The 13,418-nt window shown below is 63.0% G+C and carries 9 protein-coding genes and 3 tRNA genes; 4 read left to right on the top strand and 8 right to left on the bottom strand.

Features of this window, described 5'->3' with window-relative positions:
- Positions 1-150: 150 nt before the first annotated feature.
- The 7 genes from ACFOSU_RS13090 to ACFOSU_RS13120 all read right to left on the bottom strand — a co-directional run bounded on the left by ACFOSU_RS13090 (position 151) and on the right by ACFOSU_RS13120 (position 8,449).
- A complete protein-coding gene (locus ACFOSU_RS13090) occupies positions 151-3,051 on the bottom strand; it encodes a beta strand repeat-containing protein (RefSeq protein ID WP_380690322.1) in 2,901 nt (966 codons plus the stop codon).
- Positions 3,052-3,272: 221 nt separating this feature from the next.
- Positions 3,273-5,066 carry an aspartate--tRNA ligase gene (gene aspS, locus ACFOSU_RS13095; protein WP_380690644.1) on the bottom strand — a complete coding sequence of 598 codons (1,794 nt, stop codon included), beginning with the start codon at positions 5,064-5,066 and terminating at the stop codon, positions 3,273-3,275.
- A 162-nt stretch (positions 5,067-5,228) separates the two neighbouring features.
- Positions 5,229-5,624 carry an FmdB family zinc ribbon protein gene (locus tag ACFOSU_RS13100; protein ID WP_380690324.1) on the bottom strand — a complete coding sequence of 132 codons (396 nt, stop codon included), beginning with the start codon at positions 5,622-5,624 and terminating at the stop codon, positions 5,229-5,231.
- 41 nt (positions 5,625-5,665) lie between these two features.
- The gene (locus ACFOSU_RS13105; RefSeq protein WP_380690326.1) at positions 5,666-7,015 is read right to left on the bottom strand and encodes a UDP-glucose dehydrogenase family protein; all 1,350 of its coding nucleotides are present in this window, start codon (positions 7,013-7,015) and stop codon (positions 5,666-5,668) included.
- A 134-nt stretch (positions 7,016-7,149) separates the two neighbouring features.
- Positions 7,150-7,225 (bottom strand) — tRNA-Glu (locus ACFOSU_RS13110).
- A gap of 5 nt (positions 7,226-7,230) precedes the next feature.
- Positions 7,231-7,306, bottom strand: a tRNA-Ala gene (locus ACFOSU_RS13115).
- Positions 7,307-7,366: 60 nt separating this feature from the next.
- The gene (locus ACFOSU_RS13120; RefSeq protein WP_380690328.1) at positions 7,367-8,449 is read right to left on the bottom strand and encodes a DegT/DnrJ/EryC1/StrS family aminotransferase; all 1,083 of its coding nucleotides are present in this window, start codon (positions 8,447-8,449) and stop codon (positions 7,367-7,369) included.
- 139 nt (positions 8,450-8,588) lie between these two features.
- Here ACFOSU_RS13120 and ACFOSU_RS13125 point away from each other — a divergent pair.
- From ACFOSU_RS13125 to ACFOSU_RS13140, 4 genes are all read left to right on the top strand, one after another.
- Positions 8,589-8,663, top strand: a tRNA-Val gene (locus ACFOSU_RS13125).
- 459 nt (positions 8,664-9,122) lie between these two features.
- Positions 9,123-10,022, top strand: coding sequence for a sulfotransferase (locus ACFOSU_RS13130; protein ID WP_380690330.1), 900 nt, complete (start codon positions 9,123-9,125; stop codon positions 10,020-10,022).
- Complete coding sequence (locus ACFOSU_RS13135; RefSeq protein WP_380690332.1) at positions 10,012-10,992, top strand: hypothetical protein; 981 nt, start codon at positions 10,012-10,014, stop codon at positions 10,990-10,992. The genes ACFOSU_RS13130 and ACFOSU_RS13135 overlap by 11 nt, the downstream gene beginning before the upstream one ends.
- Positions 10,989-12,167: a hypothetical protein gene (locus tag ACFOSU_RS13140; protein ID WP_380690333.1), complete on the top strand. Its 1,179-nt coding sequence runs from the start codon at positions 10,989-10,991 to the stop codon at positions 12,165-12,167. The genes ACFOSU_RS13135 and ACFOSU_RS13140 overlap by 4 nt, the downstream gene beginning before the upstream one ends.
- Positions 12,168-12,172: 5 nt before the next feature.
- Here ACFOSU_RS13140 and ACFOSU_RS13145 read toward each other — a convergent pair whose 3' ends face one another.
- The gene (locus ACFOSU_RS13145; protein WP_380690335.1) at positions 12,173-13,381 is read right to left on the bottom strand and encodes a glycosyltransferase family 2 protein; all 1,209 of its coding nucleotides are present in this window, start codon (positions 13,379-13,381) and stop codon (positions 12,173-12,175) included.
- Positions 13,382-13,418 lie beyond the last annotated feature (37 nt).

The following is a 13,418-nucleotide window of genomic DNA, read 5'->3' on the forward strand; positions in this document are numbered from 1 at the left end:
CAGCAGTACCGCGCTGTGCCCAGCAGTGCCTGCACCGACCGCAATGGCGCCGACCCCGATACGTGCACAAGCGACACATACAAAAAAACCGGACCGGGTCACCCCGGTCCGGCCGCTTTCCGGCACGTTATGTACGTGCCGTCTCCCAGGCTATTGCGGCGTGGTCGCCGAGCCGTCCAGCGTCAGCGCCGGACCGCGAATCGGCAGGCCATCGCCAATAATCACGTCCGCATCGTCGGCGGCCCCCGCATCGGCCGTGTCGATGGTGGTCACGACGAAGCGCGCGTCACCGAGCGCCGGAACCGCGGCGGTACCGCTGTTGCCGGCCATGCCGCCGTTACCCATGCCGCCGTCGTCCATACCGTCCCTCACGTTCACGCTGTCGTTATCGCTACAGGCGGTTAACGTAAGCGCCAGTGCGGCCGTCACCAGCAGCAACTGGGTACGACGACGCATGCCGCCGAACGAGCACAGCGCAAGCAGACCGATCAGCGCACCGCCGGCAAATACCGGCGTCATCAGCAGCGCCGCCATGGCATCGTCATCCCCCAGCGAGGCGACCAGTACATAGCTGGCGCTATCGCCGTCGGCAATCGATACGCCCGCGGCATCGCTGAAATCGACGGTAAAGGCCGACCCCTGGATCGTGCCCGTACCCGCAGCCGTCTCGCCGCTGTCGAATACGCCGTTGGCGTTGGCATCGGCGTAGACGGTCAGGTCGGCGTTGGCCAGATCCACACCCGGCGGCAAGGCGACGTTGAGTTCAACGCTGCCGCTGAAGCCACCGACGGTGACGCTGTTGCCACTGTTGTTGGCGAGAGTGAAGCCGACCACATCGGCCGAGCTGTCGTCAGCGGTGATCGTACGCGTCGACGGACCGTTGGCGGTCACGGTCAGCACCGGATCGTCGCTGAGCTCGTAGGCGCCGCTGTCACAGGCGTCGCCGAACGGCCGCTCGGCGCCGCGCTGGTCGCTGCTGTCGTCGTCATCACCACAGTTGTCGTTGCTGTCGAGCGCGGTGCTGCCCGCCATGAGCGGCTGGGTGGCGGTCGGACCGCCGAACAGACGATAGACCCCAAGTGCGGCCTCGGCCGCGCTCGCCACCACGTTGCCGTCGTCGACAGATGCCGTGACGCCCTCACCCAGATTGGTGTCGTTGGCCGCAATCAGGCTGTCGCTGATCGTGATCGAATCGCCCACGCCGGCCGCGCCGTCGTCGGTATTCGCTTCGACACCGGTGCCGTTGTTGCTCGTCACCGAGGCGAAATCGAGGGTGATCGTACCGCCGGCCCCGTCCAGATAAACGCCGGCGCCCGTGCCCGCGCTGTTGTTGGCCACGGTCGAACTATCGACCACCAGCGTACCGGCGCCCGAATTCCACAGGCCGCCGCCTTCCATCGCCATGTTGTAGCCGACGCTTGAACGCGTCACCGTCACGACGCCCGCGCCGCCGGTGTGCAACCCGCCGCCGTTGCCGGGATTGGCGCCGGCATTGTTGGCGAAGTCGCTGTTGCTGCCGCCGAGGGTGACCCGGGTCAGCGCCACGGTACCGTCCGCGTTCTCGATGCCGCCGCCGGCGCGATTGGCCGTGTTGGCCGCGATCACGCTATCGGTGACGTTGAGCGTGGCACCCGGGCTGACGAGCACGCCACCGCCGGAGCCGGACGTGCCGGTCGCCTGATTGTTGACGATACGACTGTTGCCGATGACCACTGTGCCGCTGTCGCCGCCTTCGGTAGCCGCGGTTTCGGCAAAGATGCCGCCGCCGCCCTGCGTCGCATCGTCGCCGCTGGCCTGATTGCCCACGACCGCAACGCCGTCCAGGGTCATCGTGCCCTGGTTGTTCCACAGACCGCCGCCCTCGACCGCGGTGTTGCCGCTGATCACGCCACCCGTGATGTCCACGGTGGCGTTGCCGGTCACATGTAATCCTCCACCGTTGCCGCCGGCGCCGCCGCCGGTGGTGTTCGCGGTGTTGCCGATCAGGCTTACGTTGGTGAGCGTGCTGGTGCTGCCGTCCTGGACCTCGATCGCGCCACCCGCCCGATTGGCGGTGTTGCTGTCCAGCGTGGAATCGCTGAGTGTCAGCGTTGCGGTCGCGCCCAGCAGAATGGCGCCACCGGAGCTGACACTATTGCTGTCCGCGTCGTCGGCTTCGCCGGCATTGTTGCCCGTCAGCGTCGAGTTGCTGACCACAAGCGTGCCGCCGGATATCTCGGCATAGATCGCGCCACCGCCCTGATCCGCCGCGCCGCCGATGGCCCGATTACCGGACAACGTGACGCCGGTGATGGTCATCATGCCCGCGTTATTCCAGAGCGCGCCGCCTTCAAACGCGATGTTGCTGTCGAAGGTACCGCCGCTGATCGCGATATCCGTGGTCCCCGTGACGTGCAGTACGCCGCCGTTACCCGGCGTCGCACCGGCATTGTTGCCGGAAAAGTCGACGTCGTTGAGGGTGACCGCCACGACGCCGGCGGCCGCGCCGGAGGCCTCTTCGATCGCGCCACCGGCACGATCCGAGGTGTTGTTGTTCATGGCGCCGCCGGTGACCGTGAGCACACCGCCGTCGTCATTGAGAATAGCCCCGCCGGAGCGGTCGTCCGCGCTGTCGTCGGCGCCGCTCAGGGTCATGCCGTTGATCAACGTGAGATCGTTGAGCGTCAGCGTCGACTGGTTGGTGAATATGCGGCTCTGCTGAGCAGCGTCAATGGTTACCGGGCCGGTAACGGTCAGAGCCGACGTCACGATCGGCAACGCGCCCTGCGTCAGTGTAATGGTGGTATCCGCTACGCCGGAGCCGAAGACGATGGTGTCGTTGTCGTCGTCGCCGGCAACGCAGCCGTTGCTGCCGGCATCGTTTGCGTTGGCGCTGAGCACGGCCTCGCGCAGCGTGCAGTTGTTGTCCCCGTCGGCCGATGCATCACCGGCCGTGTTGACGGTTATCGTCGCGGCGAACGCCCCGGGCGCTGCCAATGCAAGCGCGGTGCCCGCAATGGCCCAGCGCACCTGCCGTCTCAGCCGGTCACCTGGATTGATCAGACTGGTCATGACTTGCCTTCCCTTTTGATTGACGCGTTAGGCGCGCCGCCGCCGGGATTTTCATCCCGTTTTTCGCAATTGGGATAAATTTCCCTAAATGCGGAAAGCAAGTCAAAGGAGAATGGCGGGTACATGAATACAGCGCGCTCGCGGAATTTCCCGCGAGGCGAGCAAAGGCTGTAAGCGTATGGAGATGGCGCCGCCGCGACCGCGACGGCGCCGGGACGGATCTAGCCGGCGTCGGGAGCCGGCTTGTCGGTCTTGCGCAGACGGATACCCAACTCACGCAGCTGCGCGTTGTCGGCCAGACCCGGCGCACCGGTGAGCAGGTCGGTTGCGGTCTGTGTCTTGGGGAAGGCGATGACCTCGCGGATGGAGTCGGCGCCGGCCATCAGCATGACCAGTCGATCCAGGCCGAACGCGATGCCGGCGTGCGGTGGCGCACCGTATTTCAGCGCCTCGAGCAGGAAGCCGAATTTCTCGGTCGCCTCTTCCGGCGAGATCCCCAATACGTCGAACGCAGCCTGCTGCATCTCGGGCGTATGGATACGCACCGAGCCGCCGCCGATCTCGGAGCCGTTGAGCACCATGTCATAGGCCTTGGCCATGGCATCGTGCGGCGCGTCGCGCAGCGCGTCGGCGTCATCGACCGCGGGCGCTGTGAACGGATGATGCGCGGCGTACCAGCGTTTGGTCTCGGTGTCGTATTCGAACATCGGCCAGTCGACGACCCACAGCGGCTGCCAGCCATCGGCCACGCGCTCCAGGTCGTGACCCAGACGCACGCGCAGCGCGCCCAGCGCGTCGTTGACGACCTTGGCCGAATCGGCGCCGAAGAACAGCAAGTCGCCATCGGCCGCGCCGCAACGTTCCATGATGCCGGCAATCGCCGCGTCGGACATGAACTTGAGAATCGGCGACGCCAGCCCCTCGCGCCCGGCGGCCACGTCGTTGACCTTCACATAGGCCAGACCCTTGGCGCCGTAGCGACTCACGAACTCGGTATAGCCGTCGATCTGCTTGCGGGTGAGGCTGGAGCCACCCGGCACGCGCAGCACCGCGACCCGCCCGCTGTCGCTGTTGGCCGGACCGGAGAAGACCTTGAAGTCCGTATCGGCTACGAGATCGGCCACATCGACCAGTTCGAGGTCGATGCGCAGATCAGGCTTGTCCGAGCCGAAGCGACGCATCGCCTCGGCGTAGCTCATGCGCGGGAACGGGTCCGGCAGATCGGCATCGAGCACGTCCTTGAACAACGCGCGGATCATGCGCTCGTTGATCGCCATGATGTCGTCGGCATCGACGAACGAGGCCTCGATATCGATCTGGGTGAACTCGGGCTGACGGTCGGCGCGCAGGTCCTCGTCGCGAAAACAGCGCGCGATCTGATAGTAGCGATCCATGCCGGCGACCATGAGCAGTTGCTTGAACAACTGCGGCGACTGCGGCAAAGCAAAGAAATGCCCCGGCTGGGTGCGGCTCGGCACCAGGTAATCGCGCGCGCCTTCCGGCGTTGCGCGGGTGAGGATCGGCGTTTCGATATCCATGAAGCCGAGTTCGTCCAGCGCATTGCGCACCGCGCGCGTCACCCGGGCGCGCAGCATCATGTGGCGCTGCATGCGCGGCTTGCGCAGTTCGATATAGCGATAGCGCAGACGCGCGGTGTCACCCACCGTCTCGCTCTCGTCGAGCTGCAACGGCGGCGTCTCGGAGGCGTTGAGCACGGTCAGCGCGGTGGTATAGACCTCGATTTCGCCAGAAGGCAGGTTCTTGTTGACCGTGCCGTCGGGGCGCGCGCGTACGCGGCCGGTGACCTGAATCACGAATTCGTTGCGCAGGCGCTCGGCCTGGGCGAACTGCTCGGCCTCGTCCGGATCGAACACGACCTGGATCAGCCCGCTGCGATCGCGCAGGTCAACGAAGATCACGCCGCCGTGGTCGCGGCGACGATGCACCCACCCACAAACGGTGATTTCGCTATCGATGGCCGCGGCGTTTACATCGCCGCTGTAGTGGGATCGCATCATGGCGTGCGCCTTCAAACAGTGCAAAAGAGCGCGAGTCTAACAAGAGCGGTGCCATGGCCGGTAGCCTTGGGCACCGTACTAGCCATCGTGAGCATGGTCGACGGCGTCTGCCAGCTGCCCCGGACGCCGTCGACCAGCCGCAGTACGCGGGCTTATTCGCTAGCCTGCCGAACTGGTGCTGGGCTTGCTCTTGTCTTTCGTCGGCTTTGACTTGGATTTCGCCGTGGACGAAGACGGGCCGCTGTCCTTGGCCGCCGGCTTGCTGCTGGCTTCGGACGTTGACTTGCGCTCGCCATTCTTGCTGCTGGATCCACTGGCGGTGGATGTGCTCGACGATGAACTGTCGTTGTTGCCCGCCAGATTGCGCTTGCCGTCGGATTTGAAATCGGTCTCGTACCAACCGCCACCGGACAGACGAAATCCCGCGGCCGAAATCTTGCGTTTGAGGGCCGACTTGCCGCAGGCGGGACAGTCGGTCAGCGCATCGTCGGACATACGCTGCAACTGCTCGAGTTCCTCCCCGCATTCGCGGCATACATATTCATAGATAGGCATGGACACAGTCTCCGAATAACAGTGTTATTTCGAGGTGAACCTCAGGCGAATGCGGACGTCGCGCCACTGGCTGCGGACCGCCCGATTCCGTAATAGGTGAAGCCGGCCTGGGCGACATACGACGGCTTGTAGATATTGCGGCCGTCCACCAGCACTGCCTGCTTCATCCGCGTTGCCAGATCAACGAAATCCGGCGTACGGAATATATGCCATTCGGTGACCAGTACAAGGGCATCGGCGCCGTCAGCGGCGTCTTCACCATTCTTGCAGAACACGAGGTCATCGCGCTCACCGTAGATACGACGTGCTTCCTTCATCGCCTCCGGATCGAACGCGCGCACTGTCGCGCCTGCGTCCCAGAGTGCTTCCATGAGGGTACAGCTGGGCGCCTCACGCATATCGTCGGTATTGGGCTTGAACGCCAGCCCCCAGACCGCGATGGTCTTGCCGGCCAGATCGCCGAAATGCGCCTTGAGCTTGTCGAACAGCACGCGCTTCTGACGATCGTTGACCCGTTCGACCGCGTTGATGATTTCGGTGTCGTAACCCAGTTTTCCCGCAGTCTGCGCGAGCGCACGCACGTCCTTGGGGAAACAGGAGCCGCCGAACCCGCAGCCGGGATAGATGAAGTGGTAGCCAATACGATGGTCGGCGCCGATGGCACGACGTACCTGTTCGATATCCGCGTCGACGCGATCGGCCACCTGCGACAGTTCGTTCATGAGGCTGATCTTGGTCGCCAGCACGATGTTGGCCGCGTACTTGGTCAACTCCGCCGAACGGATATCCATGACGATCGTGCGATCGTGCTGGCGATTGAACGGCGCGTAGAGTGCGCGCAGATGTTCGGCCGCCCGATCACTGTCGACGCCGACCACCACGCGATCCGGCTTCATGAAATCCTCGACCGCGGCGCCCTCTTTCAGGAATTCCGGGTTCGACGCCACATCGAATTCGACGCTCCCGCCGCGATCCGCGAGCGCCTTGCCCAGGGCTTCGCGCACCTTGTCGGCGGTACCGACCGGCACCGTGGACTTGGTGATCACCAGCCGGTAGTCGGCCATGTGCTCACCGATGGTCTCGGCCACCTTCAGCACATACTGAAGATCGGCGCTGCCGTCCTCGTCGGGTGGCGTGCCCACCGCGATGAACTGCAGCGTACCGTGGGCCACGGCCTCGGCGGCGTCGGTAGTGAACCGCAGACGTCCGGAGGCCACGTTGTCGTGCACGATCTGCTCGAGACCGGGCTCGAAGATCGGAATCTCGCCCTGGGTCAAACGCGCTATCTTGTCGGCGTCGATATCCACGCACACGACATGATTGCCACTCTGCGCAAGACAGGCGCCCGTGACCAGACCGACATAGCCGGTTCCAAAAATCGTAATGCGCACCGCGCCTCCTTGACTGCTATGGACTGAGCGAAGAGGCGCAATTATGCGCAAGGCGTGGCGCAGACGCGAACGTGTACGACAAGCGCGCATAAAAAAAGCCGCTGCTCGAAAGCTAGCGGCTTTTTACGCCGTAATGGCGTCCCCAAGGGGATTCGAACCCCTGTTGCCGCCGTGAAAGGGCAGTGTCCTAGGCCTCTAGACGATGGGGACAATCTTGGTGGAGCCAGGCGGGATCGAACCGCCGACCTCAACACTGCCAGTGTTGCGCTCTCCCAGCTGAGCTATGGCCCCGTAACTAAGCGAGGGCGAATTATAGGGATTGAGTCTCCGCTTGCCAACCTCCCCGGCCGATTATTTTTCAACCGCCGCCTGCAACGCGCTCACGACGCGCTTCTGATCTTCGATTTCGAGATACGGATGCATCGGCAGGCTGAGCACGCGCTCGGCCGCCGCCTCGGATTTGGGAATCGCCACGTCCGAATACAGCGCCGGCTGCCGATTCAGCGGCACCGGATAATAGACAGCGTTGGGAATACTGTGCTCGTTGAGCACGTCCCGGACCTTGTCGCGATCATCCACTTCGATGGTGTACTGGGCATACACGCTCGTGCAGCCGTCGGCCAGCGCAGGCGTTTGCGCGATGCCGGCAAGCATCTCGTTGTACCGCCCCGCCACCTCGGCGCGACGCGCCACCTCGTCGTCGAAGATGTCCATCTTCGCCAGCAACACCGCCGCCTGGATCGTATCCAGCCGGCCGTTGATGCCGAGCCGCGGGTGATAATACTGCGCGCTCTGGCCATGGTTGCGCAGTTGGCGCATGCGTTCGGCGAGCTCCGCATCGGTGGTGAATGCCGCCCCGCCGTCGCCGTAGCAGCCCAGCGGCTTGGCCGGAAAGAACGACGTCGCCGCGATCGAAGACACGCCGCAGGAGCGGCGGCCATTGTAGGTCGCGCCAAAACTCTGGGCCGCGTCCTCGATCACCGGGATGCCGTGCTTTTCGCCAATCGCATTGATCGCGTCCATCTCCGAGATCTGACCGAAAAGGCTCACCGGCATGATCGCTTTGGTGCGGTCGCTGATCCTGGCTTCGATCAGGGCCGGATCGATGTTATAGGTACGGGGGTCGATATCCACGAACACCGGCGTCGCGCCCAGCAGCCCGATCATCTCGCCGGTCGCAATGAAGGTGAACGGCGTGGTGATCACTTCATCGCCCGGACCGATCTCCAGCGCCATCATCGCCACCAGCAAGGCATCGGTGCCGCTGGACAGCGCCACGCAATGCGGCACGCCGACATATTCGGCCAGGCGCGTTTCGAGCGTCTCGACTTCCGGCCCCATCACATAGCGCCCGTGATCGAGAACTGCCTGAATACGCGCATCCACGTCCGGCTTAATGCGTTGATACTGCGCTTGCAGATCGATGAGTTGCATGCACGCTCCTGTCGCGGCGTTGAATGAGATTCGCTTAGCGACGTGATTCTAGCATCGGCCAAACACCGGCCGCCTCGAATGTCCGTTGACCCATGCGTCGCCGCCGACTAGAATCTCCCGCTCGCAGACGCGGCGAACCGGGCGGTTAGCTCAGCGGTAGAGCACTGCCTTCACACGGCAGGGGTCGCAAGTTCGAACCTTGCACCGCCCACCATATTCAGCTTTTGCGGGCGCTCGCTGCGCTTTCCAATTGACACTACACAGGCCGGACACGCCCAGATTGTGGGACGGAGCGTAGTGACTCTATGGTGTAACCGGTTGTCGACCCGGCGAGTTGCATGCCGTCTCCTATCCTGCACCTGCGATTTTTACCGTATTAGTTCATGGTTTGCGCACGCCACAGGCATGGCCTCATTGTTGTAGCTTGCTTGTGCTCTGAGGCGAAAGGATTCTCAGCACGACTCGCACAAGCCAGCTAATCCACGACTACAGCGAGCGCAAGACGCCGCTGTTCGGTCGATATCGTTCATGTCGATTAAACGACGTTTCCATTCACGGGAGCTCCGGTATGCGCGCTACTGAAGGCCTTCGGTCACTGCGTCGTTGGGCCAAAATCCGACACAGTATTCCGTTACTAGAAGGCCGCGAATCGCGTGGCCATCAAGACCGCTTGATGTGGGAGTTGACTGGCCAGGCAATACGCCATGGCCTGCCCCGCCAGCGCAACCTGCGCCGGATCGAGACGTTCGTGCAGTTCGCCGGGTTTCCCCGTTCCGGTCACTCGTTGATCGGGTCGATCATCGATGCCCACCCGCAGGCTCGCGTCTCGCATGAATTGGATGCCATGGGGTTGCTGGCCAAGGGCATGCCGCAGCTGGCCATATTTGCACTCATCGATCGGATGGCCAGTGAGTTCACCCGGCACGGCCGCTACTGGAATGGCTACTGCTATCTCGTACCCGACGCCCACCACCACACGACAGCGCCGTTGCGCGTCATTGGCGACAAGAAGGGCGATGCGGCAGTGCGCTGGATCGCGAAGAATCCGGGCTTGCTGGATCGTCTTCAAACGGCTCGCGGACCCGCTCGGAAATGGATACTGGTGCTGCGCAATCCGTTCGACAATATCGCCACCATGTCGCTACGCCACGGCCGCGCCTACGACGCGCTCAAGACCGATACCGAAAATCCTGCCGACTTTCCCCAGGCACTCAAAGACAAACAGCGTGAAGGCGTCATCGCCAGCGAGGCGCTGGACAGTCAGATCGACGAGTACATCAGCCTTTGTCGTACCGTAGATGAAATGCGCCACAAGACGGCGGCCGACGATTGGCTGGATTTGAGCCTCGAGGAGCTGACCGCTGACCCGTCGCCGCAGATTACGCGGCTGATCGAATTTCTCGATCTGCCGCCGGTTCCCGGCTATGTCGCGCAATGCGCGTCCATGGTCAATCCGCGCGCCAACCAGACACGCGATCTGATCGAATGGCCCCAGGCCAAGAAAGATCGAGTACGGGCTCTATGCGGCGAGTTTTCGTTCCTGCAACGTTATGGGGCCGATCATGTCGGATAGCCTGCTTACCCATGTTCACGTGGTGAGCTGTGTCGGCGTCGACACCGAGTACAGCCATCTGCCGCATTTTCTGGCCCATTATCGGTCGCTCGGCGTGCCTGTGAGGAATATGCACATCACTCTGAATACCGACGATGCCAACTCGCCGAATCTGCAACGGGCCGAGGCCTTACTGGACGAGCACGGCGTCGCCGCGCCGACGATATGGATTGCGCCCTACACCAGTGAGAGCATGTGGGCCCGGCGACGCGCGGTCCAGCAGGGGCAGGTACCCGCAGATCACTGGGTTATCAGCGCCGATGTAGACGAACTGCACGAATATCCCGCGCCGCTCGCCGACTTTCTCGAGCACTGCGACGCACGGCGCGTGAACTGTGTACAGGGCGTCTTCATCGATCGGCTGGCACCCGATGGGCATCTGGTGCCAGTGCGGGAGGATGAGCCGATTCAAGCGACCTTCCCTATTCAGGCTGACGTACAGTGCCGTATCGCCCAGCAGGGAGAAAATCATAACTGGCACGGTACGGTGAAGCTGATGGCGATGAAAGGCAGCATCCTGCCCACCCGGGGCGGCCATCATCCAGAAGACGGCCCGGAACCGATTCGCTATCTGTACGGTCGTCAGCTGGCGGCGTTTCCATATATCGGGCAGGCCTGGTTTCGCTTTCTGATACCGCTGCGCGTTCATCATTTCAAATGGACCGGCTCGATGGCCGATACGCTGCGGCGCCGACTCGCTACGCCCGGTGTCAGCGTGGCCGGCGCTGAATACGGCCAGAAACTGCTTGATTACATCGAGACACACGGCCGGATTCGGCCCAAGGATGTTGCGATCCGGTCGCCCTCGTGGCTCACCGATCGGTTCTGGCGCCAGCGCACGGCCGGTCTGTCTGCCCTGAATGCCCTGCACTGGTACGCCGGCCGTTCGCGTGGCGTTGCAGGCCGCCTGAAGAAAAGGTTCTCCCGATGAGCAACTGGCAGCTGACACAACTTACCCACGGGAGCGCCGAGCGCGCGTATCACGCCCACAGCTATTACGATATCCGCGTATTCGATACGACCAGCCGCTACATCGCAGCCCACCGGACACACTTTGCCGAGCGCCCGCCCACAGCCGATGACCGCATCGAAATCGGCATCATCGATCTGGACAAGGACGGCGAATGGAAAACCATTGGCAGCAGTACCGCCTGGAGCTGGCAACAAGGACCGATGGCGCAATGGGTCCCCGGCCGCGCGCAACTGGTATGGAATGACCGCGAGGGCAGGCGGTTCGTGACCCGCCTGCACGACATGGATACAGGGCAGACGCGCACATTGCCCCAGCCGACCTACGCTATCGATCCGAGCGGCGGCTTTGGCATGTCGCTGAACATGGCGCGGCTGGATGCGGTACGCCCGGGCTATGGCTACGTCGGCGGGCGTGGCGCGCAGTTGCGCAGTCGTCACTCGCGGCGCGACGGGGTATGGCGACAGAATCTCGATGACGGCAAGACAGAACTGGTGCTGTCGCTGCACCGCGCAGTACGGTTTCTATACGCCCAGCTCGGCGTTCGTACCAGCCTGCGTTATCGACTGAATCACTACCGTTACTGGTTCAACCACGTGAAACTGTCGCCAGACGGCACGCGTTTCACCGTGAAACTACGCTTCCGGGGCACCGGCAAAAACAGCGGCTGGAACGACACGATGGGCGTCAGCCTGACCTGCGGCGCGGATGGCAAGGATCTGCGCCTGCTGAGCAACGCCACATCGCATGTGATCTGGCTGGATAACCAGAGCCTTTACCTGTGGCGCGTGGACGGCTTCTATCTCTATGAAGACGCGGCACCCAAGGGCCGCGTCCTGCGTCAGATCGCCCCGGAATCGCTCGGCAAGAATGCGCACGTGCGTTACTTCCCCGGCTCGGAAGACCGGTTTGTCTACGATACGCCGTATCAGGAGACGATCGATCTGCTGATCTACGACGAGACAGAACACACTGCCCTGCCTATTGCGCAATTCGGCAACCACGACCCCAAGAACGGACCTTATCGCTGCGACCTGCACCCCTGCCCGAGCCCGGACGGGCAGAAAATAGTGGTCACATCACTTGCCGACGGCGGGCGCCAGCTCTACCTGCTCAAGCGCGAGCCGACGGACTGATTCATCTAGCGTAGAGCCGCGGCGCCACGGCGGGCCAACAGCGTGCCGGTAGCGGCCAGCAGCCGGAGCGCGGCGCGGCTATCGCCGGCGCGCTGGAAACGGCGAGCGCCCCAGTAGAAACCACGCGCCGCGGCCGTCATCAACGCCACGCGCCGCGAGCGGTTGTATGCGCCGCCACCAATACCACGCGCCAGCGCTCTGGCCGCGCCAATGTAGTGTCGCTTTTCGATATTCGCGGCATGTTGAACCAGCGCTACAGCAGCCATCCACTGATCATCGGGCAAGACAGGCCGGCATGCGATCGATTCGATATCCGCCACGGCCTCTTCGAAAAGACCGTGTGAAAACATGACACGGCTGCGCCCGAGGATTGCATCCACCTGCTCGCGCGCGCTCAGCGTTTTGCTATCTCCGACGCCCTTCCAGTCGCGCAGATAGGCGCTCAGGGGCAAGCTCGTCCAGTAAGGACGGACTATCTTGCGGTCATACTTGGACCACATCTTCTGGCGCTCGTGTTCCCGATGGCGCTCCGCGGCCGGACCGCGCCCGCCCGAATGCTCTCGCATGACAAACGTTGGCGCCTGCGTGCTCACACCCGTATAACGCCGGGCCAGCTTGAGCATGACGTCATAATCCTGGCCGCGAAGCAACGAGGTCTGGAACCGGCCGACCTGCTCCATGATGCGCCGCGGAATCATCATGCCCTGAAGATAGATAAGAAAATATTCCCCCCATTCGAGGGTGCTCAGAAACAGATCGTCGGGCGTGGCGGTCTGGCGATGTCTGCGCGCCGTGTGGCGCGATTGTTGCCAGATCGAATCACCGGGAAAGCGCTCGTCGAACACAAGATTCGGGCCATAGGAGTACTCGGCGCCCGGGGTCGTCGTGAGTACGCCTAGATGCAGGGCCAATGCGTCGGGCAACAAGACGTCATCGTCGTCGAAGAACACCAGGTGGGAGCCACGGGCGTTCTCGATACCCAGATTCAGTGCCGTGGGACGGCCCTGATTCGGTTGCTGGAAATAACGGACATTCGCTGCATACTCCATCGCCACCGCGTGCGTACCGTCGTCGGAGCCGTCGTCAATAACCAGAATCTCGTCTGGCGGGCGCGACTGAGAAAGTAGGCTATCAAGACATTCCGGAAGATAATGAGCGCGGTTGTACGTGGCAACGATGACGCTCACCGTTGGTTCGGCGTGAGTATGGGTCATGCCCTATGTCTCTTGTAGGTCGGTCTGGGTCGCACTG

The organism is Salinisphaera aquimarina, assembly GCF_042643355.1.
Lineage (GTDB): Bacteria > Pseudomonadota > Gammaproteobacteria > Nevskiales > Salinisphaeraceae > Salinisphaera > Salinisphaera aquimarina.

Bases quoted from the DNA above. Each gene is read 5' to 3' on its own strand.
- ACFOSU_RS13135 (WP_380690332.1), top strand. From the start codon at position 10,012: ATGTCGGATAGCCTGCTTACCCATGTTCACGTGGTGAGCTGTGTCGGC.
- ACFOSU_RS13145 (WP_380690335.1), bottom strand. From the start codon at position 13,381: ATGACCCATACTCACGCCGAACCAACGGTGAGCGTCATCGTTGCCACG.
- ACFOSU_RS13120 (WP_380690328.1), bottom strand. From the start codon at position 8,449: ATGCAACTCATCGATCTGCAAGCGCAGTATCAACGCATTAAGCCGGAC.
- ACFOSU_RS13100 (WP_380690324.1), bottom strand. From the start codon at position 5,624: ATGCCTATCTATGAATATGTATGCCGCGAATGCGGGGAGGAACTCGAG.
- aspS (WP_380690644.1), bottom strand. From the start codon at position 5,066: ATGCGATCCCACTACAGCGGCGATGTAAACGCCGCGGCCATCGATAGC.
- ACFOSU_RS13090 (WP_380690322.1), bottom strand. From the start codon at position 3,051: ATGACCAGTCTGATCAATCCAGGTGACCGGCTGAGACGGCAGGTGCGC.
- ACFOSU_RS13140 (WP_380690333.1), top strand. From the start codon at position 10,989: ATGAGCAACTGGCAGCTGACACAACTTACCCACGGGAGCGCCGAGCGC.
- ACFOSU_RS13130 (WP_380690330.1), top strand. From the start codon at position 9,123: ATGTGGGAGTTGACTGGCCAGGCAATACGCCATGGCCTGCCCCGCCAG.